The following is a 24177-nucleotide window of genomic DNA, read 5'->3' as shown; positions in this document are numbered from 1 at the left end:
TCGTTGCAAAATCACACCAATTCGCGTTATCTGACTACTTGTTAGCGTCTTTGCGTATTTGCTCAAGCAAGTCTTCATCTCCAATCATGCGTTGCATCAGATTGTATACTTGACTGTCGATATCATTGTTGTAGAGCTTCAATATGTCGTTGGCCAGTTGCCGTTTTAAACCCGGATACTGTTCGTCATTGGCTTGATAGTATTGCGCCATCAGACCTTCCGCAGCCGTTGCACGCATGTAATCGTTACTTTCCTTTTCGACAATATCAAGCAGAGAGCGGGCGATACGCCCGTCTACGACCGGTGTTTGAGCTACCACGTCTAATGCCTGAACGCGCAATTTATCGTCGTACTGACCGCGGCTGATTTTGATAACTGCATCTACAGTATCGTAGCTCATAGTGTCCATTTGCGTACGATTAAGTACATACATATTCATCTGCAACTGACCCATAGCGGACAGACGATCAATTACAGGTAAACTCTCATCCAGTACCTTTTGTTGTAACTGTTTAGACAGTTTATCTGCGTACTCAGGGTCAGTCTTTAGGCGCATTTCATAATCATCAGGCAGGTCTTCGTAAAAACCATAGACGGGATTGCTTTCGCGATGTTCAGCTCTCTCTCGCTGCTCTTTCTCCTCCAGGATAGCTAATACCGATTCTTCAAGAGATTGAGCGGCCCCTGGCGCTGAAAACGCACGATTCTCCAGCTCTAACACACGCTCTTGCAAATAGCGTACTTGTTCTTTCAACTGCTGGATGTGCTGCTGACCTTGTTCAAATGCTTCCGCTCGGCCAGCTGTCAACAGCTCGTTTTGCGGCGTAAGTTGTTCCCGTTCCCCGGATAAGGACAGCTGCGTGAGACCTTGCTCTGGCGAGTGAGTAAAGTGGCTGTAGAGCGCAATGCACAGCGCACTGATTGAAAAAGTAAACGACAGTGTGGTTTTTAATTGTGACATATATTTCCTCTCAAGCCTCGCAATCTACACAAAAAGCATTGCTTTTGCATCGAGAATACTGTTAAAAGTTGTACCTCCACAAAACAGGTCGGCAAAGTAACAAGGATTCAGGATGGTAGCCCGCTGGAACACGATCAACATAAGTGCCTTAATCATCGCATTGGCAATGCTCGACCTGCTTTTAACCCTGCTCGGCGTTTGGTCTGTACAAGGAGAAACACGCGTTTGGGTTGTGAGTTTCGAAGCGCTGACTTTGCTCTTACTACTGTCCAACTGCTTAATAATAAGGCAATCAATCTATCAACATCAATACGCTAGCAGTTGTCGGCTATTTGCAAATATGGCCGTTTTATCCATTTTATTTTGTCTGGCCGGCGACCTGGTTAATTTCAACCTGACACAAAGTTACTTTCAACACGGCACAGTAGTAAAGCATGATTACCTGGCAGATTCTGTGTGGTTTTTTATGCCCGGCTATCTGTTCTTATTTTTGGCGTGCTGGCGTTTGTTGAACTACTCGGGTGTTCATGTGGTTTACTTTATGCTTGCCGCGCTGATCACTGCACTACTGGCATTGTGCAGTTACCTGTCTATGCACCTGCCTGACAGTGGCTGGTATGTTACGCTCCTAACCGGCAGCTACGCCGTGTTTATTGCTCAGGCCGCCCTGCTGGGTTTTTGCCTGTTGATCCGTTCCAACCTGCCAAAAGTGCCCAGATTCAGCCTGGCGTTTGGTATGATACTCGCTACATTGGCCGACGCACTCATCGGACAATTTTGGATTTTTGGCAACGAGGGGCAAGGTTACTATCCACAGATCAGAGCAATTAATTGGGTACTTTATATCACTTCACAGGCTATCGTTATTCATTTGCCCACCATTGCACAGGCGCAGGCTCACAGTTCAAGCCGTACCTGCGCAGCAGATGCGGGTTTTGCAAAATAATAGCCCTGAATATAGTCACATTTTTGCTCCAAAAGAAAGGCCAGCTGCTGCTCTGTTTCGCCCCCTTCTGCCACCACTTTCAAACGCATATTGTGAGCCAGGCTGATAATGGCCCGCACCACCATTTCGCACTTTTCATCTTCTCCCAGCTTGCGAACAAACTCGCGATCTATTTTAAGTGTGTCGATCGGCAGATGTACCAGATAACTAAACGATGAATAACCCGTGCCAAAGTCATCTATCGCTACGGCAATCCCCAAACGTTGAAAGGCATTAAGAATTTCAATTGCCTGTTGGGGGTTTTGTATCATCATCCCTTCCGTTACCTCTACTTCGATGGCATCAGCCGGTAGCTGATACTTTTGCAGCAAATAAAACACCATTTCGGGCAACTCCTCTCGCTGCAGTGGCTCCATCGACAAATTAACCGCAATGCAGGGCGGGTTGAGCATGTCGGATCGCCATTTTTTTGCCTGCAAGCAGGCCTGTTCAACAACCCACTCACCCACTTTATTGATCAGCCCCATTTCCTCAAGCTTAGGAATAAAAACATCCGGGCCCACCCGGTTGCCGTCGGCGGGAAACCAGCGTAGCAGAGCTTCTACCTTGTTGACTTTGTTATTTGCAATGTCCCACTGTGGCTGATAGTGCAACTCAAACTCCTGATGCTCGATGGCCGCCCGTAGCTTTTGTTCCAGCTCAAGAGATTCCAAAGCTTGCAAATGCAGTTCTTCGGTGAAAAACTGAAAGTTCTGTCCTCCCTGCTTTTTGGCCCGATACATTGCCAGTTCAACTGCTCTTAATACACTGACGCTGTCTTCACCTGCACCAGGGAAACGCGCTATGCCAATGCTCGGGCCAATGTAAATTTCGTTACCCCGAATATGGTAAGCACCCGATAAATGACTGAGCAAATGCTCAGCAAGTACAGCCTCGTTTCTGACATGCTGCTCAATAAAATTCTCCAGCAGAACCACAAATTCATCGCCGCCTATCCGAGCAACAATATCACCATCACTGACCGTTTTTACAATCCGGTGGCCCACTTCCTGAAGTAAAATATCACCCACCTCATGACCAAACTGATCGTTGATCTGCTTAAAATGATCTAAATCGAGATGCAGAAGTGAAAATTCCCGACCATGCCTGAGGCTACGTTTAATCGCCTGCTGCAAGTGCTTTTCAAAAGTACTGCGATTGACCAGACCTGTCAGAGTATCAAACTGAGATAAACGACTCAGCTGCTCTTCAATACTGCGCTTTTGGCTAATATCCTGAAATGCGATAACCACACCAAACAAAGTATTGTTTTCATAGATGGGCGTGGCAATAAACTCAGCTGGAAACATGCGTTTTTCGTTATCCTTGAATAACCCGTATGAATCCCGATAGGTATACCCCTTGGTACAGTGCTCAAATATTTTGCAATATTCCCAGTTTGCAATCCCAGCAAGCGATGTAGATAAACAGATGAACTCCGCAATATCAGCGCCCACCAACATATTTTCATTTAAGCCCAGTATTTTTTCGGTCGCCGGATTGGTATAAGTGATACGACCCTGTGTATCGACTCCTAAGATCCCCTCACCAATCGACTTCAATAACAGACGGTTTTTGTTTTCAAGTTCCTGAATATCATGGAAAGATTGTAAAAGCTTCGTTCTTTGCTGTTCCAGTTCAAGAAAAACCTGCACTTTGCTGTATAAGGTGTGGGCATTGATGGGTTTAAACAAATAATCGACCGCCCCCACCTCATACCCCTTAAACTACAGCGCTTCGGTATGATCTGCGGCAGTGATAAAGATAATTGGCGTATGCTTGGTCTCATCATTCATGCGCAGCAAAGCGGCCGTTTCAAATCCATCAATGCCTGTTGCTGCTGAACGCTTAACCAGGCATCTTCATGCCACGAGTGATATTCCTCAAAATCCCTGAAATAGGACTCCTGATTACTGAGTAAAAATGCTTTTGCAGCGCTCATTGCACTGGCGAAGCTGGCCCTAAAATCGGCCAGGTGTTTAAGAAGCTGCTTGCGCTGCTCTCCTCCAGCGAGTTCTTCTTCTCGCTCTATCAACAAGGTTACCGCATTTTGGATCCGCTCAGCTCTGGGCATTGCCTGATTAAACAGAATTTGTAGCCCAGGAAAGTTCTCTTCGGTTTGGGCCACAGCTTCTATTTTCTGCTGCACTAACCTGGCTTCGCCCAGTTTTGCTTCCAGCATTACAACCTGATCACGATTCAACGCAGATAAAGATAGCCGCTTTATCTTGAAAAGAGATTCGTCGATGTTTTGCCAGGCCTCTCGCCTTCCTTGCAGGTGCTGCTGACCACCACCTGCCATCCAGGATTTCAGCTCGAGTTTAGAGTCCTCAAAATTCGATCTCAGCGCCTGCATATGCTTAACACTGGCCAGTTCATTGCCACTAAAGTGAGTGCTGCTGCGCTCCAGCTCAGCAAGCTGAAAAAGTGCCGCAATGACAATTGCAGCGGGGATCAAAAAGGCGAGTACAAACCCCGCACTAATGCGCGTACTTAACGTATTTAACTCCATTATTCCTTCTCTCTATAAAGCGCCAGTCCATTTATTCTGGAAATGTTCGCTCAGAGTATAGTCATGCAGCCAAAAGTTGGGGCAATTTTCTGCCTGAAATTCACCCGATTGATGAGAGAGAAAATTCTAATTTGAGCCACTCAAATAAAGCCACCATTTCTGGCCGGAGCCATTGGCATTTGGGGGCTACCAGATGGTAAGAAAATGCCAACTTGAGTGGTTCAACAGGGAGTTGCTCTAACTCTCGACGATTCAGGGCATGATGTACAATGTGGTGCCAACCCAGGGCCATACCCTGGCCATGTTTGGCCGCCCCTATCGCCAGACCCACATGGCTGAAGGTGTTAACACGCGGCACCCGAGCGTCTGATGGGTTAAAGCGATTCAGCCATGCTTCCCAGCCAAGATTTGCTGGCGCATCCTCGACCCCACCACGATAAGCCAGTAAGGGCACTTGCCCAATCCAGTCTCTGACCGAAGACAAATGAGGATATTGCTGGCGAAGCGTCGGTGAAATCACGGGATAGGTATACTCATCGGCCAGCCAGCGACTGTCCAAATTAGCAAACTCTCCCCGACCGAAATGCAGATGACCATGAACCCGATTGCTGGCGAAATCGGCCAGCTGGTCCATTGCTATCAGCTCCAGTTGAATGGCAGGCAGCGCTGTGTATAAGCGACTGAGCCTGGGCAACAGCCAGTGTTCAAGTAATGAAGGGATCACCGCAAGAACGAGAGTCTGCCTGTCAGTTTGCGCTTTAAGTCTGGCCTGGCGGATCCCTGCGTTGATTTGTGCCAATCCGTGATTGACATCCGCCTTTAGTAACTTGCCTGCTGGTGTCAATAATACGCCTTTGGATTTTCTGTAAAACAACTGCACATTGAGCTGATGTTCCAGTTGTTTCATTTGGTGGCTAATCGCGCTGGGGGTTTTGTGCAGAATCTGGCCGGCTTTGGTGAAACTCAGCTCAGCTGCGACCACGGCAAAGCTTTGTAGTGCAGTCAGCGAAATATTTGCCTCAATCATGATGTGAATTTAATTAATAACAGGTTGAGTTATTATCGCTTTTACTCATAGCAATTCAACTCCATACTGATGTCAGTCATCACAATCTGGAGTAATAAAATGTCCCAATATCATGCAACTATTCGTTGGCAGCTCAACCAAAATGAGCGTTTTACCGAACAACAATACAGCCGCGCACACCAATGGCAATTGGGTGGCGGAGCGAAGCTCTCAGCTTCTGCATCACCACACATCGTGCCACAGCCATATTCAGTGCCTGAATATGCGGATCCGGAAGAAGCGTTTGTTGCCTCCTTGTCTAGTTGTCATATGCTATTTTTCCTTCACCTGGCTGCAAAATCAGACGTTGTGGTAGAAAGTTACGAAGACAAGGCTGTCGGCACTCTCAGTGAAGACAGCACAGGAAAAATGGTCATGATCCAGGTTATCCTGCGCCCCGAAGTAACCCTGGCCACACATAATACTCAAGACCAGATCAGCCTGAACATGTTACATCATCAGGCTCATGAGCTGTGCTTTATAGCCAACTCTGTTAAAACCGAGGTACTGGTTCAACCGGTGTAACCGGAAAAATGGATCGTTAGCGTAAATTGCTGCTCCGAATGCGAATGATGCTGTTCCCGCCAACCAAAACATGCACATACGCGGGCAATAATTTGGGTACCTAATCCCTGACCGTGATGTGCTTGCTGTTGACCAACTCGATTGGAAAAGGTCATGCCACTATTATCCAGTGTTACAACGAGTGTGCCTTCACCATGTTGCAGCGCGTTTTTGCCCAGCTGCGTCAGGAGTAAAGTCAACAGACGCAGCTGAACTGGCTGGCTGACAGGCTCTGTTGGCAGATTCAGCTCTATGCACAGGCCTTGTTGCTGCCAAGTCTGTTGCCAGCTTATCAGAGCCCCACTCAGTTCCGTTACTGTCAGACGTGCCTGATCAGCTCGACACAGCAACAAAATAGCCTCACTCAGCAAAACCAGATCCTGGCCTGCTTGTTCAAGCTGAGTTAATAGAGGTAAAGCATCTAAAGGCAGCTCATCCAGCTGCCCAAATCGTGCCAGCGTATTTTGGATCTGTGCCAGCGGCGTATTAAGTTCATGACTTAAAAAGGCGGAATACAGCCGCTCCTGTTGCTGGGCATAGTCTTGTGCGTAAGCATCAGTGGCAGCGAGAATAGACTGAGAAGCAAACTCTTCAAACTGGGTTAGGTTGCTATCCGGTGACCTCAAAGACGCAGTGAGTTGTTCAGACTCGCGCACAATACGTTGATGAGTGGGCCACCATATTAGGGCGGCAAGCACAAACAGCGCCAGCGTCAGGGCAATAAACACCACCAGCAGGCTGGGCGAATCCTGCCCGGCAATGCGATGCACAATGTACAGCGGTTCGGCCGGTATCTCTGCATAGCGCAGAATATACACATAGTCTTCACCCAGTGTGAGCAACTGTGTGAATTCCCGAGTCTGTTCGTCAGGCCCTAACCCATGACGCTCAAAAGTACGCTGATAGCCTGTGGGCAGATCTTGCCAGTGACCCATGAACTTGCCGGTATCCTCATAAGGTAATTTTAGCTGGCCCGACAGCGCCACCTCCAGATCCTGATAAAGATAATACTCTGATGTGCCATCCCAGGCATAGTGGTAAACCTGACTGGCTACCCAAATCCAGATCAAAGAAAAGATGCTAAACAGCAAAAACAATCGCCTGGCCAGATACCACCTGAGCGTTTTTTGCTTCATGACGCGGTTTCTCTCAATGCTACGCCCTGTCCCTTGAGCGTGTGTATCATTGACGCTTCATCTCCCCGGCTCAGATTATGTCTCAGCCTGGTTATCAATGATTTATACATATTGTTGTTGACCTCACTGTCCGGCCAGATATGGCGCAATATTTGGACTTTACTGACAGGAGCCGGAGCCTGCTCAGCCAGTAATGCGAGCAATTGCCATTGCTGGGGCGATAACACTATGGTGCGACTGCCTCGCCGGGCAATTTTTGCCGAAAAGTCGATATGCAGATCACCCAGCTCAAAGACCTGATTTTGTTTACTTACTTTGCCCGCTAGTAACTTGACTCGCACTGCCAATTCCGGCAGCGCAAAGGGTTTGGTTAAATAATCGAGTGCCCCAGCCTCAAATGCAGCCAGCTTATCATCCAGTGCCGTTGCGGCAGTGCAGAATAATACCGGAGCGTCAAACCCCGCCAGTGTTTGTTGCAACAAACTCAATGCGTTACCATCAGGCAATGCCATGTCCAGAACAATCGCATCGTATTTGTCAAAAGCGGCATTTTTGGCCGCAATCTCTTTTGCGCTGGCAAGCGTTGCGGCATAATCCACCTCAATCCCTTCAGCGTTAAGAAAGTCGATGGTTTGCGCAGCCAGAACCGAGTCGTCTTCAACCAATAAGATCAGCATTTAACCTCTATACTGTTACCTTGTGGTTACCATGCTATTGATAGTGTATCGGCATCAACGAGGAGTCAACAATGCGAGCAACAAAGATGATCACCAGCAGCTTTCTGATAGCCGGTTTAGCCCTCAGTGGCTGTAACTCAGACAATCAAACAACGAGTCCAACTACGAAGCCGACAAGCACCCCGAATGTAGTGCAGACCAGTGATATTAATAGCGCCACTATGGTCTTTACCAATGGACGAATATACACAGTGAATACTGAGCAACCATGGGCACAGGCCGTGGTGCTGCAAGACAACAAAATTGTCCTGGTTGGCAGCAATGAACAAGCTCAGCAGTATATCGGCGAAACCACACATCATATCGACTTGCAGGGTAAGATGATGCTGCCCGGCTTCCATGATGTGCATATGCACCCGCTTGAGTCAGCCTCGGAGGCGACCCAGTTTACGGTGCCTGCCGCAGCAACCGCCGGAGAATACATAGACGAAGTAGCTTACGCAGCCAGCCAACACCCCACGGCTGCCTGGCTGATCGGCTATGGCCATGAAATATCAACGTTGCTGGAGATGTCTGATTCTCCGTTGGCAGTACTCGATGAAGCCGTGCCTGACCGCCCGGTGATCATTATGGAACAAACTTCTCACTCTATGTGGGTAAACAGTAAAGCACTGGCGCTTGCCGGCCTGTCTGCCAGAAGCATTGACCCTATTGGTGGGGTGCTGGGTCGCGATGAGCAAGGGGCGCTCAACGGTATTTTGTACGACAATGCGGGCAACCAGGTCATGGAGCTGGCCATGCAGTCACTTCCGGAAGCTGCACAGAGTGACTACCTGGGCCTGATTGAATACACCATGCCTGAGCTCAACAAGGCAGGCATCACCTCCATCAGTGATGCGCGCACCTACTGGCAACGTGGTCACCTGGAAACCTGGCAGCGCGTTGCGAAAGAAGACAAATTAACACTGCGTGTCGCGCTGGGGCTATGGGCTTACCCACAAATGAACGATACCACCCAGTTGGCGAAACTTAAATCTTTGTACCAGAGTAACCCAGCCGAGCTGCTACAGGTTAACCAGGTCAAATTCTATATGGATGGTATTTTAGTCAATACCACAGCCGCGATGCATGAACCCTACCTGGAAAACTGGCTGGAACTGGATGGCAACCGGGGGTTGAATTACTTTTCTCAGGCACGACTTGAAAAGTACATCAAAGCGCTGGAACCAACGGGCTTTGACTTTAATATCCACGGTATTGGTGACCGTGGTATTCATGAAGCGTTAAACGCTATTGAAAAGGCCTCAAATGGACAAGCCCGCCACAGAGTTACCCACCTGGAGGTCGTTGACCCTGCTGATTTACCACGCTTTGACAAGCTGGGGGTGATTGCCGATGCACAAGTTGCCGGAGACTTTACAGATCCGAGCCACTGGCCCGACACCATCCCCTTAATTGGTGCACAGCGGGCGCAGGATTTGGTGCCTATTCGCAGCCTGGTTGACAACAAGGCCACGCTCACCTTATCAAGCGACTGGAATGTCAGCCCGTTTAATCCATTCATCGGATTAAGCAATGCGGTTTCTCGTCAGCCGCAGGCCATTACGCTGGCACAGGCGATAGAAGCCTACACGCTTAGCAGCGCCTATGCCATGCGCCAGGAGCAACGTGTCGGTAGCATTGAAGCCGGTAAACTGGCTGATCTGGTGGTCATTGACCGAGATTTATTTGAAGCCACGGCCACACAGATCCGCAATGCACAGGTAGTCATGACACTACTCGATGGCGAGATTGTTTACCAGCGTTAGGTCATAGTGGGGCTACGGTCAGCCCCTTTTTTAATTTTCCAGGGGGCTAACTGTTGGCTCAACCGGCGCTGGTAAAGGCAATGACCGGCCTGCTCGCGATTCATCCGGCAAGACCGCACGCACGGCATTTACGGCATCAAAGTCCAGTTTCGGATGATAGTTTACCCAGCGGCCATTAATCAGTGCCTCCAGTTTAAACCCGGGTAATTCACTAAACAGGTTAAGTGTACCGTCATCGCGCCGGTTTGCAGCCACGGTAGGAATACGGAAAAAACGCCCCTGACGTGTCAGCTTGGGGAGTTCCCGATAGCCTAACAAGGCCACAAAACGTTGCCAGTCCTGTTCACGCAACTGCCGGTTTTTGGCCTTAAAGTAGCCACTTTTATCATCAAAAACCCGACCACTCTGATAAGGTACAGCCCAGGCAGGCTTATACCAGGCACGTTCGGCCAGAGCCAGCAGGCGCGGGTACAACATGTATTCGGCCTGTAAATCGTCCCGGATCATCTCACTCCACAGATGTCCTTGCATGCCAATATACCCTGCGCCTTTCGCAAGGCCAGACTCCCTGTCATCTGCACTATAAGTATGCGAAAGCACGTCACGCCAGAACTCGGCATGAATTGGCAAGTTATCTGGCATGAATTCAAAAACTTTACGAGTATCTAGCGCTCGGCTCGCCCAATGATTGCCGCGTTCCTGAGGGTGAGACTGGTATGGAAAATCAAAATAAGTGACATCCGGCAGTGACAACACAACATCCCAACCCAGGTTAGCCTGCTGATGGGCAACCTTGTGGCCTTGTTCACTCAGCGTGCTCCAGACATTGCTTTGCACATGCTTTGGCATCTTCGCCGGGTCCACATCACTCAGGCCATCACTCCAGCCCGCTACTGTTATCCCTTTTTCGGCCACCATTGCAGCAACTTTCTCGATGAAATAGCCGTTCATTGAGGTAATGGCTTGTTGCTTGTTCAGGGCCTGGCACGCTGGAGAGTCCAGCCAGGCACCCGCAGTTTCATCGGCACCTATATGGTAGGTTTTCAACGGCACTCCCGCCATCTCATGCATACGCTGAAGTTCTGTCAGTACCTTGTCAACAAATCGATAGGTGGCAGGCAAACACACATTTAGCGTGTTGTCATGGTAATGCTGGATAGAAGAGTACGTCGTGGTGTCGGCGTCCTCCACCAGACGATATTTATTGGCCGCCTCAGACTTACCCTTGGCCATCAAAGAGCGATAGCGCGCTTCCATGGCAATGATGGCGGCCCGAGAATGACCCGGCATATCCAACGAGGGAATAACCTCTATGTGGTGTGCTTGTGCAAAGCGCAAAATATCGCTGTAATCCTGCTGAGAGTAATGCCCATTGCGTGGCGCCCCCGTGCCCGTTCCTGCGCCCAATTGCGGCAACAGACAACGCGTTTCGCTGAGTTCAAGGCACCGTAATCCGCCAACTTTTGTCAACTCAGGCAGGCCTGCAATAGCCAGCCGCCAGCCCTCATCATCAGCCAGATGCAAGTGCAGCTTATTCAGTTTATACGCGCCCATCTGCACTATGGTATCCAGTATAAATTGCTTGGAGCGGAAATTACGAGCGCTGTCGATATGCAGCCCCCTAAACGCATATCGGGGTGAATCCTCGATGGATACACTGGGGATAGTCAGTGTTTTCAGGTCCATTAATCCTATTAACGTTTGCACGCCGTAGAAGGCTCCCGCGGCACTGGACGCCTTAATGTCTATGGCGTGGGTGGAACTGTTCAGTTGATACCCCTCTCGTTCGATTGACAATGAGGGATCGACAGTGACTCTGACCGGCAGCCCCTCTTTGGTCTGCTTAACGCCCAGTTGAGCAAGTCGTTTACCAGCCATTTCCAGCTGTGCCAGATTAACACCCGCCAATTCAAAGTGAACGCCTTTGTCTAGCATAATCCGTCCCTGAGACACTACCTTCAGCTGTCTGGGCTTGGGAATGACGCCCTGCGGTGCATGGGTAAACTCAGGCGCCGACTGGTGCTGCGCAAGATGGGCCGCGCCCATCCAGGGAGTCTGATCTTTATCGCTCACACGTAATTGATTATATGAGTCGAACGGCGCAAGGTAAGGCTGCTGTTCCAGCAAAGTATGCTCATCACGAACCGGCCGCGTACTGGCAATCACTCTGGGGGTCAGATTGTGCGATTGGTCCGCCAAAATATAGTTGGGCATAAACTCAGAGCGCGTGATCTGTGAGTTTTGCGTATAAAAACGCACTACGTGCTCATCATCCGATGAAAATCCACGAAACGCCGCTGTGGGTGTCAGACGATGTAAGTCACCATTTAAATGCTCAATCTTAAACAATGCCGACTCAACCTGGTATATGGGCATCAGCTGACTGAAATAAATAGCCCAATCAGACCCCGGATAACGCACCGGTGAGCGCAATCTTAGCTCAGATAAATAACACTGTTTAGCAGGTTCCGGACAGTGTTTCGGCATAGAGTCAATCAGGTGGTAACGGACCTGGAGTGTATCCGCAATTTCATTCAACTGTCCTTGCGTCATTGCCAGAGCCGCCGGGGCACTCAACAGCACCATAAACAGGCAAGCTAACTTCTTCATATTCCCTCCGAAAGCTGTTGCTGAAACAACTTATATGCACCACGCAGTGCTGCGTGCTCTAATGTACCGACGGCTATTTCCAGTCGTTTAAACAACGCCGGATGTGTTTGCCTGGCCAGACTTTGCCACATAGCACGCTCAAATAAGTCATACGACTGACTAACAGAACCACCGAGTACTATTTTATCTGGATCAAAGGCCAACAAAGTTTGCGCTAACGCATATCCCAGGTGGCTTCCAAATTCATCAAACAGAGATTGCGCATAGCGATCTCCTTGTTGTGCAAGCAATGCCTGCTCAGCGCCATTCGTCCCGCGCTTCAGAAAAAACTGCCCACTGGTGTAATGCTCCAGTATCCCGTCTCGATACGGAAAACTGCCAAACTCCCCCGCGGCGCAATGCCTTCCGCTATACAGGCGACCATCAAAAACTAGCCCAGCACCGAGCCCGGTTCCCAGGCACACACCCAACAGGTTAGGAACAGGTGTATGCAAGCCAGTGCCAGACAGATAGTGATGACCATAACAATATTCACCCATAGTAAAACAGTTAACATCATTGTTAACAACTACAGGAAGAGAAAAATACGCATTTAATTGAGCAGCCAGTGGTACATCCTGCCAGGCAGGTATATTTACGGTCTCCAGCACAGTGCCACTGCTGAGATCAACCATGCCGGGCACACCAATCGCTATACCACAACACTGTGTATTTAGCTGCTCAGCAACAATCCCAGTTATAAAATCATTAACTTGCGACTTGGTTGCGGTGGCAGGCACACTATAGCGACGGGCATCGTAAACACCCTGCTCATCAACCCGGGCGACTTGTGCCTTGGTTCCACCCAGGTCAACACTGACTATCATACTCATTGGTTTGCCACTTCCTGTTGCTCAGTTGAAAGGGCTTTCTTTTGCCAGAATGTTTTAATGGTGTGGTTTTTCACGATAGGTTTTGCCCACCATGCAATCCAGGCGATGTATCCCAGTGGCAACAACAGAATAAAACATGCCAGCTGCAACGAGCCACTCAGCTGAGTCAGAATACCAATCAAGGGAGAGGCAAGCGCACCACCCACTATCCCCGTGCACAACACACCAGAGACAGTGCCATGACCACTTGGCACAGAGTTCAATGCCAAAGAGAACAGTACTGACCACATCACAGACAAAAAGAATCCGGACAACGGAAATGCGAGCAACGCGGTCTGCGCACTGCCTGTCAGAGCCACAACCAGACTCATCGCTGCCCCCAGACAAAACAACAAAAGCACCAGTTTTGCATCAAGTAGTTTCAGTAGCAGTAAACCCAGCACACACCCCAGCGTCAGCATCATCCAGAAGCGGCTGATCACTTGCGCGCTCTGAGCTGTCTCTATTTGATGATAGGTCTGCAAAAACACCGAAATAGAGTTGGCGATGCCCTGCTCCAATGCCACATACGCCACAATCGCAAAAAAGAACCGCACTACAACAGGGTCACGAAAATACACCATACAAGCCTTTACACTCAGCTTTTCCTCATCACTGCGTTCAACTGCCTGCAACCTGACCAGACTAATCCAGATCAGCATCACCACACTTAACAGTGCAAACAACCAGTACATGCTGAGCCAGGGCATGGATGAAGGGATCCAGCTGAAATCAGCAGGAGACGCCTGTATTTGAGTGGCGAGCGTGACGTACACCCAAGGCGACAGACTCGCAGCTGCACCAAACAGTAACTGAGCCAGTACAGAGAACACAGCAAAGTGCGCGCTGCCGCCGCTGCGCCTGAGCAAGGGGTTAATAGCAACCTGCAACATTGCCATCGCGGTGCCAATCAAAAATAGCGCCAGCATAGCGACTAAAAACACGGGTGCTACTGCAAACAACAGCGCACCGGAACCAGCCAACACAAATGCTCCAAGCATAACGCGCTTCTCTCCAAAGCGCTGAACCAGCAATCCAGCAGGAATAGACATCACCCCGTAGGCGATGAAAAATGCAAAGGGAAATAAACCGGCCAGAGTCAAACCTATGTTAAAGCTGCTTATAAGCTGCGGAAATATAGGACCGAGAATATTGGTGAAAAAGGACACCATAAAGAAGGTCACCAGTACCAGGGCAACCACGACGTAATTGGGTTTCATGTGTCTTACCTTGTTATGAACTGAGAGATAAAAAGGCGGTGACTAGTTTGGAATCAGTTTGTGGGCAGACAAACTCAATGATCCAAGGGGATCCTGCTAAGGATAGCCACCGCCTTAACTCGTTGGTAAGACTAGTGTGCCGCCATTGCCAGCGCTGTAGCGGCACAATTCAAACAATTGCTAATACTTTTCTAGTGCGGTTGATGGCATTCAATGACGCTAAAAACGGGGTAACCATCAGTAAGCTTAGCCTTCTCACCAGACGAACCATATTGACTCATCAGAATGAAAAGCAAGACTAAACTATTATTCAACTTGCCATATGAAAAAGTTAATAAATTATACTCTTTAGGTTCTTTAATATGAGTGAAGCGCATTATCGACGTCAATCTGCAACTCATTTAGTTCAGGTGTTGCCATTTTTTCATTCGACAACGATGGGGGTTGGTAAGTTTCTGAGTTTTAAAAATATATTGAGTGAGAAAAAATCATCAAGACACTATCGTAGAAGCATGTTCACAGTGCATTTAATTGAGACAGCCGGAAAGAAAAGGCCTGAACTACCTACTCAGGCCCGAGGGAGAATTACCAGCGACCGCGTACACCCAGTGTCAGACGACGCTCGTAGACGTTTTGTGAAATACGGTTGTCTTTCCATTGTGCGTAGTTGGATTCGTATTCCTCTGTCAGGTTACTACCCGACATGTAAACCGTCAGATAATCAGTCACATCATAGCTAGCCGAAATATCAATGTAGGTGGTTGGTTCCGTCCAGATGGCGGTATCGCCCATACCACCTGTGGTGGTAACCTGAGCCAGGCGCTTAGAGCGATGGTTTGCAGCTAAACGGAACTGGAAGCCATCTTTTTCATACCAAAGTACAGCATTAGAAGACTCTTTAGAGTTATCTTGTAATGGTAACGCTTCACCATAGAAATCCACCCGGCCACTTTCACTATCAGAGTAGGTATAGTTGAATGCCGCGCCGAATCCGCTCCAGAACCCTGGCAGGAAGTCAAATGCCTGCTGGTAAGTGAATTCAGCACCATTCATCGTACCACCCTGGCCATTTACCTGACCGGTGACACTCACTTCACGACGTACAACCCCATCCGCATCGGCCAATGGCATTGTCCAGGTGCTGGTTTCAATGAAGGATTTCAGCTGAATGTTGAACACACCAATGCTCACCAATGCACTTGGAGAGAAATACCACTCCAATGCCACATCGGTATTGGTTGCACGCCAGGGTTCAAGCTCCGGGTTACCCTGCATAGTCGCGTTCGTTGCAATCAACAAGTCTGGCGAAATACCTTCACGTGCAGCCAGATCGTCGCCAGCACGTGAGCGACTGACCTGCAATCCACCAGCAATCGCGCTCAGGTCAAGGCGTGTCATGGTTTTGCCCCAGGCAGAGCGGAAGATGACGTCATCACTCAGATTAACCGCCAGGTTTAATGACGGCAGGAAGTCACTGAATGACTTGCTGGTATTAATATCACCGGCATCTGCAGCCACAGAGCCCGGACAGTTAACACAGATAGAATCACCAATCACGTTTTGTAGTATATCCAGATCCGTTTTAATGTACTGGAAACCCACGTTTGCGGTGTAGAGGTCAGTGGAGAAATCTGCGCGCCAGTAGAGCGTTTGTGTTTCTTCTTCAACTTCATAGGTGCTGCCTGGTACGCCGCCTTTCTTGTTGCCCGGATAAAGCTGATTCTGGAACGCAAACGGGTCATCCAGCTGACGGGGATCAATGAAGAAATAGCTGCCACCATTCACCGGACCAAAGTCAGAGACCTGCTGGATCCAGCCTTCAGGCAGTTTATCGAACGTATACGGAGTGTCATAGCCCATGGTCAGGTCACCATCAGATGCACTTGGCACACCGCCGCTACCGTCAGTATCAAATGCCGCCAGGCCCTGGTCTTTCCACATAACATCGACACTGCCTTCACCAACTGGATTGCTAAATGGAGCCAGCAGCACATACTGCTCACGTGAAACATCACGGTTACCCAAGCGAGCACCAAAACTCATCTTGGTCAGTGAGCCCAGATCATCGAACAAGTACTCACCATCCAGACGGATGATATCCAGGCTAGCATCTTCATTGAAGTTGTTTTCGGAGTAAGTCGACACCACTGAGTAGCGATTCATATTAGAACCAAACACTTCGCCTTGCAGCTCGCTGGGTGGAACCAGTACCGGATGATCGCCCTGATAATTCAGCCTGACCGGCACAGTGCCCGGACCATAACCTCCCGGGTTTACGGCAATCGGGCCGTTGCCTTCGTTACGACGCAGATTATGCGCCAGACCACTGGTCATATAGCCCTGCGCAACGTTTTCAGTATGCATGCGCTCTGCATCCGCTGTAATAACACGCATTTTGCCCGAAAAGTTGCCGTCGCCTTTGTAAGTCAGCTCGAAATTGTAGTTGGTAGACTCACGCTCATTGGTATGACTTTCCGAATGCGCAACCACACGCGGTGCATGCAGGGTAATGTCCTGAGCCGTGTACAGGTTGTAGCCGCCATCCGTTTTACCCCTGTCGATGGCATCATGCTGCTCTTGCCAGTCCCAGTGACCACCCCAGGCATTGTCGGCCATCAAGCCACGCTGGCGGTCGGCATCATCCATTTTGGTATAAAAAACGTCTGCGCTCAGTTCAAAGTTGTTACTGAGCTGGGCCTGGAAACTCAAACTCCCACCGGTACGTTCACGCTCGGTAAACCTGTTAACCATCCCGTAACTCACATAAGTGAATTCTGCATCATCGGTATCCCCGTCACCATTGATATCACCTGCAGGACAATACCAACAACCGCCGTCCTCTTGCGGCGCATAACCCCAGCCGTGGTTGGTCGAACCAAAACGGTAGTTCGCCAGGTTCACTTCGTCTCTGGTCAGGGTTGCCAGCACTGCAAAACGATCTGCGTTATAGCCCGCTGCAATCATCGCTTTAGGGTCCGTTTCTTTTGAATAAGAGCCCCGTGATGCTTCAATCAATGCCGCACCGCTAAACCCTTGCTCCAAATCAAATGGCTTGCGAGTCTTAAGATCAACCGTACCAGAAATCCCCCCTGCGAGCGTATCTGCGGTAGGCGATTTCATTACATCCATCGCACCAACAAGGCTAGACGGAATATCCGTAAAGTCAGGCTGTACTGTGGTCAGTGAACCTGCACTTAGAAATTGCTCGCCATTCAGTAGCGTTGTAACCTGTGGCATACCCCGGACGTTAATCGTCGAGCCTTCACCAGCGCTACGACGGATCTGAATACCCGGAACCCGTTGTAGAGAATCAGCAATTGTGACGTCGGGAAGCTTACCAATGTCTTCCGCAGTGATAGAGTCGACTACTCCATCGGCAAAGCGTTTTGTGTTCAGGCTTTTTTCTGTCGAAGCGCGGATCCCTCGAACTTCAATGACTTCAACAGACTCCTCTTGCTCAGCCTGAGCTGGCATGACAAAAGCGGTGCTCGAAATCACTGCGGCGGTTACCGCAAATGAAATACGAGACAATCTGAATGCTGCATTACAATGTTTCATCTCTTTCCTCTTATTCTATATTCTTAAGATGTACGTCTGACGAAATAATCACCAGGCACTTTCCCTATTTGAACAGGCTTGTACTTTATAAGTTTGCATTTTCAAACCCATATCGGTACAAACCTATCAGATAACAGCGCTGTCATTTTATTTCTAATACTTAGTAACGAACTAGGTACATGCATTATGCACGCTTTCCCTTAACCTTTGTTAATAAACTGTACCTTTTTAAGCATAATGCATAGAATAATATTACAAGATAAGTGAAATGCATCACCATTTAGAGACCAAGGCGCGAATATAACTGGATAGAGCAAATTATGACGTAAAAATATGTCTGTACAGCCATCAGTCGATTTATGTAAAGGAGTAATGCCATGAAAGCAATGTGTGAAAAAGTCATTCCGTCTCATAATTGTTCATGGCGATACTGCCTGTATCAGCTAGAAGAAATTCCTTTTAACTGGCACTATCATCCTGAATATGAAATTTGCCTGACTTTAAATAGCCAGGGAATGTGCCATATTGGCGATCACATCGCATCATATGGAGATTACGACCTGGTGTTAATGGGCCCGGAACTACCACACACCTGGCAGTCCCGTGACAATACAGATGGCAGTAAACATATTGTGCATGTTGCGCAAATTCCGGCTCCCTGGTTACAGCAACAGCTGCAACAAAACCCTGAACTTCAGGGGTTACACACCTTGCTGGACCACGCCAAATGCGGTTTAAGTTTTGACACAGACACAGCTAAAAAAAGTGAAAAGCTGTTTCGGAAAATGCAAAATGCCACTCCGTTGGAGCGTTATATTTTACTCTTTCAACTTCTTAATCTGATGGCGGGCAGTCAATACCACACCCTTTCAACCATGGAATTCAGCTTTGCCAAGCAGCTGGACCCCGCCAAAGATAAGTTTGATCATGTGATCAATTACATCTACGACAATTACACCGAACCTCTAAGTGCCGAGCTTTTGGCCAGACAAGCCCATATGAGTACTAATCATTTTCACCGTTTCTTTAAAAAGCGCACCGAGTGCACGGTCACCGAATTCATCAACCAATTGAGGATTGCCAAAGCCTGTAAACTGCTACTCAAAACCAAAGCCCCAATCACAGTAATCAGTGATCAGTGTGGGTTTAATAACTTGTCTAATTTTAACCGTCGCTTTCTGGCAATCAAGCAATGCACACCCAGTCAGTTTCGTGCACGAGTACAGCAAAAAGCACTGATATAAAAAACGGTTCAGGCTAAGGTAAGTTTGTGTTTCTATGATGAGCGCGAGCAAATAAAAATAACTAAGGATATACCTATGCCAGTTCTCTCGTCTCTTTCACTTGCCCCTTTGGTAATAGCGAGTGTCATTACTACCGAGGCAACACTGCCAGCTTGTCAGGACGGGCAAGCCTGTACAATGGCGGTTTATAGCGAGCGCACCCAACAGTGGCAATTTGTAAACAAAACGCGTGCAACTCAGACCTACACGCCATTTTCAACCTATAAGATCCCCAACACCCTGATCTTGTTGGACACAGATACCATCAAGCCCGGGCAAGGCTACCAGATAGATCATGCCAAGTATCCAGCCAAATCATGGTGGTTTGATGCCTGGCGCAAAGAGTTGATCACACCTGAAGACGCATTTAAATACTCTGCATTACCCTTATACCAAACCTGGACAAACTTGCTTAGCAAACCCCTGATGCAACAGTATTTGGATGACTTTAACTATGGGAACCGCGACATCAGTGGTCCACACGATAAGTTCTGGCTGAACAGCAGTATAAAACTCAGTGCAGTCGAGCAAGTCGAATTTTTACGTCGATTGCAGTCGCATGCATTCAAACTAAAGCCCGCTACCTACCAGGCGTTTAATAAGATTTTCTTACAGGAGCAAACCGAAGGCACAAAGCTCTTTGCCAAAACGGGGACCGGCCCAGTCGCAAAAGGCGAGTATCTGGGGTGGTATGTTGGCATGGTTGAAAACGCTCAGGGGCGTCATTACTTTGCTTTCAATATGAATGCTAAGACTTTTAAAGACATGGCAGCAACGCGAGTCGAAATTGCTAAAGCGACGCTGCACGAGATGAAGATATTGTGAGCCCGCCGTGGCGTGTGATACTTGCACACACCACGGCATTTCGTCACAAGACGACTAGGCCACTTTACGTAACAACCCCTGGGTATTTTGCCGCATCGTATGTGCCACCATAAAATACCCTATCAGTGCCACAAAAGACGCGCCGGACAGCGGCCCTAAAAGCCAAACGTAAGGGTGCAGACGACCCTCAACATCAAACAGTTGCTGTTGAATGATCAATAAAGTGATATCGCTCACCAACGCTGCCACGAAACCCGCAAGTGCCCCCAGTAATAAAAATTCATAGAGCGTCGCAAGCTTAATCAGTTTACCTCTGGCCCCCAGCGTACGAAGAATAACCACCTCCTGCATACGTTCTGCAAGACTGGCTTGCACCTGAGAGATGAGGACCAACGCACCGCTGATCAATACAATAGATAATACAAACCCGATTGCCAGCGACACCTGAGCTATCATCGACTGCACCTGAGCGATGTTATTTTTGATGTCAATCATGCTCACGGTGGGGTACTGCAATAACATCCGGCTGACCGGACGCACATGGTTTTCTTCCAGTTTGGCCGCGGTGAAATAAGTCACCGGTAGTCGTTCAGCCATTGCCGAGTTAAAGATCATTACGAAGTTTGGCTTGAGTGTTCCCCAATCAACACTGCGAATGCTGGTTACTTTCGCTTCGAATGTCTGGGTATTCACCAGGAAAGTTAGCGTATCTCCTAACTCAATGCCGACCCGCTCTGCTGTCCCTTCAAATACAGACACCTGCAATTCATCGGTTTGCTCAAACCATTGACCTTCCAGAATTTCGTTACCATCGGGCAGCGTGTCCGTCCAGGTCAGGTTGAGTTCACGACCCACGCCACTGCGCGTATCCTCTTGTTCCTGTTCTCCTTCTTGCTTGGATACCCGACGCGCAAACGCCTCTCCGTTTAAAGCATTGACTCGACCCCGAAAGACCGGATAAAACGCCTCATGGTGAATGTTCTGTTCAGCAAAAAACTGCTTAAACTGGTCAACATCGCGCTCACCAATATTAATCATAAAGGCATTGGGCGCATCCTCAGGTACCTGCATCTGCCAGTCAGAAATCATGTCATTTTTCAGTACGAACAGGAACAACATAAGCTTAATAGCCAATGCAAAACTGATCAGTTGCACAGCATTTGCGTTTGCCCGCTTTTGCAAGGTCGCAATGGCCAGAGACCAGCTGTTCCCCGGGCTCAGGCCAAGTTTACGACCCGCACTGAAAAATAATCGAGACAAACCAAACAACACGGCCATCAGAGTCGCGGTGCCGGCAAACAGCAGTAAGGTGGTTTTGATATCGCCACTGAATAGCCACATCAGCATGAATATGGTACCAACCGACACAGCCATATGTATGCGGCTTACAGCCAGTTTGTCACCCAGACTTCTCCTGAGTACCCGCAAAGGTGGAATGTCAAACAGGTCCAATAGCGGTTTGAGAGAAAACATCAGCGCGCACACCACCCCTATGGCAATAGACAAAATCCACGGGCGAGGTCCGGCAGCCGGTAGCTCATTGGCGACAAAGCGTGTCAGATAGTCAACGGCGACCTCCTGCAAACCATACCCAATTGCCAATCCAATCAGTAAAGAACTCACAGTGACCAGCGACAAATGCATAAAAAATATCCGTTTGATTGTGTCGCGGCTGCCTCCTAAAGTTTTCATCATAGCAACCGGATCATACTGGCGCTCGCAGTAGCGTTTGGCAGATACGGCCATGGCAACCGCCGCCAGCATAATGCCAAATAAACCCGCCAACAGTAAAAACCGCTCCGAGCGTTCCAGATTTTCACCCAAGGGGGATTGCCGGTCTTTAACACCCTGCCAGTTTTGGTTTTCTCTCAGTTGAGGTTTAAGCCAGTTATAATATTCTTTCAGGAGCTGCTCATCGCCTGCGAATAGTAAGCGGTAAAAAACATCACTGCCAGGCTGTACAGCTTGCGTGGTTGGTATGTCGGCAATATTCAGTAACACACGTTTATTGCCAGCTAACGAGAAAAAGGCAGAATCAGGTTCCTGTACCAGCACTTTCGTGACGGTAAACATACCCGCACCAATTTCTACCTGATCACCCACCTTAAGGCCAAGCGTGTAAAACAGGCCTTCACTGAGCCAGGCTTCTCCTTTAGCGGGCGCCGCAGCAATGTCGTACTGTTCACCTTGCAACGTATCTCTGAGTGTGATCTTTCCGCGCAACGGATGGCTATTGCTCACCGCTTTGATCGACCCAAGCACCAATTCATCATTTACGAATAGCATGGAGTCGAAGAAAATATTTTGTGCCGTTTCGAGCCCAAAGTCTTGTGCGACTTTGAGGTAGCGCGCATCTAACTCATGGTTACTCGATAGGCGACGGTCCGCGGCAATGAAGTCGGCAGATTTCTGTTCAATGTTGAGCCGGATCCGCTCTGTGACTGAGCTCAAACTGAAGACCGTCAGTACCGCCAAGGCAATAGCGGCAAAAATGATGGTCAGCTCACCACGGCGCAGCTCGCGAAAAAATAATCTCAGCGCCAGTTTAACCCACATGTGCAGCTACTCCCTCTCCGTCACGGATCTTTGCCAGCTGACCACCTTCGATATGAATGATACGGTCACACTGTTTTGCCAGATCTTCGTCATGTGTCACCAGGATTAAAGTTGTGCCATGCTGCTTGTTTAAATCAAACAACAGGCTTTCAATGAGGTGGCCATTTTTTGAGTCCAAGTTCGCGGAGGGTTCATCGGCAAACAGGATTTTTGGTGTTCCGATGAATGCACGCGCGATGGCAACACGTTGTTGCTCTCCCCCCGACAACTGAGAAGGATAGTGGCCAACCCGATGTGCCAGGCCCACTTTTTCCAACAGCGCCTGAGCTTGTTCACGGGCATTTTTTTCTCCGGCCAGTTCCGCAGGCAGCATCACATTTTCCAATGCTGTGAGGCTTTGCACCAGCATAAACGACTGAAATACAAAGCCGACTTTCTCGGCTCTGAGGCGTGCGCGCTGCTCTTCATTGAGTTGGTGAAGTGCTTCACCATCGAGATAGACTTCCCCTTTGCTGGCAATGTCCAAGCCAGCAAGCAAACTAAGCAATGTTGATTTGCCCGAGCCAGATGTGCCCACCACTGCCACTGACTCCCCTGACTTGACAGAAAAATTGATATCGCTAAGGATAGTGAGGTCACCCTCAAAGGTACTGACGGTTTTACCCAACTCCTTAACCTGAATAATATTTAACTGAGAAAGCACTGACATGATGCGATTTTTCCTACAACTGGTGGTATTGATCTTCGGCACACTTTTAGTATTAAAAGCGAACGCCAACGATACCAAAATTATGATCATTGGTGATAGCTTAAGCGCCGGTTATGGTCTCAAACAAGCACCGTCCTGGGTTAATTTGTTACAAAATAAATACGAGGCAGAGCAAAAACCGATCACTCTGGTCAATACCAGTGTCTCGGGACAAACCACAGACAATGCGCTGCTCACGATAGACAAACAACTTGAAAGCCACCAGCCCAGCCACGTACTGATAGAGCTGGGTGCCAATGACGGCCTGCGAGGCTTTCCGCCTAAACTGATCCGCAAACACCTGCGCGAGCTGGTTGACAAAAGCCAGGCAAGTGGGGCCAAAGTGGCGTTAATGCAAATCCAGATCCCGCCAAATTATGGTCAGCGCTACAGCACCCTGTTTGCCGATAGCTACCCACTGGTAGCAAAACAAACCGGGGCCTATCTAATGGATTACTTTATGCTGCCCATTGCAGCAGATCGCAGCCTGATGCAAAACGATAATCTGCACCCCAATGAAAAAGCTCAGCCTCTCATTCGGGATTTCATGTATGAGCGCATCGCACAATGGCTCACAACCGCTGCAAAATAACCATCCATAAACCCGCAAAAATGATTAACTTGATCTACGCATCGCTGCAAAAGTAGATCAAGCTGCCCCTCCGCCACTGTCTTTAACAGAATTATCACATCAAAGAGATTACAAAAATAAGAAATTTTTATTCCAATGGTCGCAATCCACAATTAGCTATTCCTT

The 24177-nt window shown here is 48.7% G+C and carries 18 protein-coding genes; 6 read left to right on the top strand and 12 right to left on the bottom strand.

The annotated features are described in order from the left end of the window. Window positions 1–34: 34 nt before the first annotated feature. Window positions 35–961, bottom strand: coding sequence for a hypothetical protein (locus NH568_RS19615; protein WP_253050085.1), 927 nt, complete (start codon window positions 959–961; stop codon window positions 35–37). Between the two features lie 112 nt (window positions 962–1073). Here NH568_RS19615 and NH568_RS19610 point away from each other — a divergent pair, with 112 nt between their 5' ends. After that, window positions 1074–1907: a hypothetical protein gene (locus tag NH568_RS19610; RefSeq protein ID WP_253050082.1), complete on the top strand. Its 834-nt coding sequence runs from the start codon at window positions 1074–1076 to the stop codon at window positions 1905–1907. On the opposite strand, the gene NH568_RS19605 is transcribed toward NH568_RS19610, so the two are convergent. The 3 genes from NH568_RS19605 to NH568_RS19595 all read right to left on the bottom strand — a co-directional run bounded on the left by NH568_RS19605 (window position 1859) and on the right by NH568_RS19595 (window position 5485). Beyond that, window positions 1859–3658: an EAL domain-containing protein gene (locus NH568_RS19605; protein WP_253050079.1), complete on the bottom strand. Its 1800-nt coding sequence runs from the start codon at window positions 3656–3658 to the stop codon at window positions 1859–1861. The genes NH568_RS19610 and NH568_RS19605 overlap by 49 nt on opposite strands. An 80-nt stretch (window positions 3659–3738) precedes the next feature. Then, complete coding sequence (locus NH568_RS19600; protein ID WP_253050076.1) at window positions 3739–4458, bottom strand: hypothetical protein; 720 nt, start codon at window positions 4456–4458, stop codon at window positions 3739–3741. A gap of 100 nt (window positions 4459–4558) precedes the next feature. Further along, on the bottom strand, window positions 4559–5485 hold the full coding sequence (locus NH568_RS19595; RefSeq protein ID WP_253050074.1) for a LysR family transcriptional regulator: 927 nt from the start codon (window positions 5483–5485) through the stop codon (window positions 4559–4561). Window positions 5486–5584: 99 nt separating this feature from the next. Between NH568_RS19595 and NH568_RS19590 the strand changes: the two genes are divergently transcribed. Beyond that, entirely contained in the window at window positions 5585–6049 is a 465-nt protein-coding gene (locus NH568_RS19590) for an OsmC family protein (protein ID WP_253050071.1), read from the top strand. Here NH568_RS19590 and NH568_RS19585 read toward each other — a convergent pair. Further along, window positions 6037–7224 carry a hypothetical protein gene (locus NH568_RS19585; protein ID WP_253050068.1) on the bottom strand — a complete coding sequence of 396 codons (1188 nt, stop codon included), beginning with the start codon at window positions 7222–7224 and terminating at the stop codon, window positions 6037–6039. The two genes, NH568_RS19590 and NH568_RS19585, sit on opposite strands and share 13 nt — an antisense overlap. Beyond that, window positions 7221–7901, bottom strand: coding sequence for a response regulator transcription factor (locus NH568_RS19580; protein ID WP_253050065.1), 681 nt, complete (start codon window positions 7899–7901; stop codon window positions 7221–7223). Before NH568_RS19580 ends, NH568_RS19585 begins: the two co-directional genes overlap by 4 nt. 71 nt (window positions 7902–7972) lie before the next feature. Between NH568_RS19580 and NH568_RS19575 the strand changes: the two genes are divergently transcribed. Further along, window positions 7973–9709 (top strand): amidohydrolase, encoded by a 1737-nt coding sequence (locus NH568_RS19575; RefSeq protein ID WP_253050062.1) that lies wholly within the window; start codon window positions 7973–7975, stop codon window positions 9707–9709. A gap of 30 nt (window positions 9710–9739) precedes the next feature. Here the strand turns inward: NH568_RS19575 and NH568_RS19570 are convergent, their stop codons facing one another. The 4 genes from NH568_RS19570 to NH568_RS19555 all read right to left on the bottom strand — a co-directional run bounded on the left by NH568_RS19570 (window position 9740) and on the right by NH568_RS19555 (window position 18008). Further along, entirely contained in the window at window positions 9740–12319 is a 2580-nt protein-coding gene (locus NH568_RS19570; RefSeq protein WP_253050059.1) for a family 20 glycosylhydrolase, read from the bottom strand. Then, window positions 12316–13191 (bottom strand): ROK family protein, encoded by an 876-nt coding sequence (locus tag NH568_RS19565; RefSeq protein WP_253050056.1) that lies wholly within the window; start codon window positions 13189–13191, stop codon window positions 12316–12318. Before NH568_RS19565 ends, NH568_RS19570 begins: the two co-directional genes overlap by 4 nt. After that, complete coding sequence (locus tag NH568_RS19560) at window positions 13188–14450, bottom strand: MFS transporter (protein WP_253050053.1); 1263 nt, start codon at window positions 14448–14450, stop codon at window positions 13188–13190. Before NH568_RS19560 ends, NH568_RS19565 begins: the two co-directional genes overlap by 4 nt. A 585-nt stretch (window positions 14451–15035) precedes the next feature. Further along, window positions 15036–18008, bottom strand: coding sequence for a TonB-dependent receptor (locus NH568_RS19555; protein WP_138551171.1), 2973 nt, complete (start codon window positions 18006–18008; stop codon window positions 15036–15038). 377 nt (window positions 18009–18385) lie between these two features. On the opposite strand from NH568_RS19555, the gene NH568_RS19550 reads away from it, so the two are divergent. Both NH568_RS19550 and NH568_RS19545 read left to right on the top strand, forming a co-directional pair. Then, on the top strand, window positions 18386–19252 hold the full coding sequence (locus tag NH568_RS19550; protein WP_138551170.1) for an AraC family transcriptional regulator: 867 nt from the start codon (window positions 18386–18388) through the stop codon (window positions 19250–19252). A 75-nt stretch (window positions 19253–19327) separates the two neighbouring features. Further along, window positions 19328–20116, top strand: a complete 789-nt coding sequence (locus NH568_RS19545) for a penicillin-binding transpeptidase domain-containing protein (protein WP_253050050.1) — start codon at window positions 19328–19330, stop codon at window positions 20114–20116. 54 nt (window positions 20117–20170) lie between these two features. On the opposite strand, the gene NH568_RS19540 is transcribed toward NH568_RS19545, so the two are convergent. Beyond that, entirely contained in the window at window positions 20171–22672 is a 2502-nt protein-coding gene (locus NH568_RS19540; RefSeq protein ID WP_253050047.1) for an FtsX-like permease family protein, read from the bottom strand. After that, entirely contained in the window at window positions 22662–23381 is a 720-nt protein-coding gene (locus tag NH568_RS19535; RefSeq protein ID WP_138551167.1) for an ABC transporter ATP-binding protein, read from the bottom strand. Before NH568_RS19535 ends, NH568_RS19540 begins: the two co-directional genes overlap by 11 nt. On the opposite strand from NH568_RS19535, the gene NH568_RS19530 reads away from it, so the two are divergent. Beyond that, window positions 23380–24012, top strand: a complete 633-nt coding sequence (locus NH568_RS19530) for an arylesterase (protein ID WP_253050043.1) — start codon at window positions 23380–23382, stop codon at window positions 24010–24012. The genes NH568_RS19535 and NH568_RS19530 overlap by 2 nt on opposite strands. The last annotated feature ends 165 nt before the right edge of the window (window positions 24013–24177 follow it).

This window comes from Pseudoalteromonas sp. XMcav2-N (genome assembly GCF_024124545.1).
Classification (GTDB): Bacteria; Pseudomonadota; Gammaproteobacteria; order Enterobacterales; family Alteromonadaceae; genus Pseudoalteromonas.
Note: the sequence above shows the minus strand (reverse complement) of the source record. Positions and strands in the feature narration are given on the sequence as shown.